General features: G+C 36.2%; 1 protein-coding gene. It reads right to left on the bottom strand.

Annotated elements, in window-relative coordinates; translation table 11 throughout:
- Positions 1 to 40: 40 nt before the first annotated feature.
- On the bottom strand, positions 41 to 721 hold the full coding sequence (locus tag DW196_RS11190; RefSeq protein WP_187363602.1) for an IS6-like element IS1216 family transposase: 681 nt from the start codon (positions 719 to 721) through the stop codon (positions 41 to 43).
- Positions 722 to 795 lie beyond the last annotated feature (74 nt).

Raw genomic sequence — 795 nt, 5'->3', positions numbered from 1 at the left:
GTTTTAAATAAAGAATAAAATCCCTTACGGTATCTATGATTTAAGCTGGGATTCCCAATAATACCTTGATTTCAGTACAGACCGAAAACCCGAAGAGAGTGCCTTCTTTTCGGGTTTTCTTATATAATCCTCGGATGGCTTCCATACCTTTAATCGTGGTAGAGGCAGTGCGTAAACTTCGATAGAATTTATTGCGTCTCTTTACTGGACGATGGTCTTGTTCAATCAAATTATTCAGGTATTTAATGGTACGATGTTCTGTCCCTTGATAAAAGCCGTATTCTTTTAGTTTCTTAAAGGCACTTGTAATAGAGGGGGCTTTATCTGTGACTACAACCTTCGGTTCATCAAACTGCTTCACTAACCGCTTAAGAAAAGCATAGGCTGCTTGTGTGTCCCGTTTTTGACGTAACCAAATATCCAAGGTTAAACCATCTGCATCGATGGCTCGATACAAATAATGCCATTTTCCTTTAATTTTGATGTACGTTTCATCCATTTTCCATGAATAAAAGGATTTTTTATTTTTCTTTTTCCAAATTTGATAGAGTAGTTTGCCATATTCTTGCACCCAACGATAAATCGTCGTATGAGAAACGTTAATGCCACGATCATATAAGATTTCTTGAACTTCACGATAGCTAAGGTTATAACGAAGATAGTAGCCCACGGCTACAATAATCACATCCTGCTGAAATTGCTTTCCTTTAAAATGATTCATCGTCATTCTTCCTGCTATCTTTTTCTATTATTCTACCTTATTTGATAGTAGATTTAAAACTTTGCAACAGAACC

Source organism: Vagococcus sp. AM17-17 (assembly GCF_003471765.1).
GTDB lineage: Bacteria > Bacillota > Bacilli > Lactobacillales > Vagococcaceae > Vagococcus > Vagococcus teuberi.
Note: the sequence above shows the minus strand (reverse complement) of the source record. Positions and strands in the feature narration are given on the sequence as shown.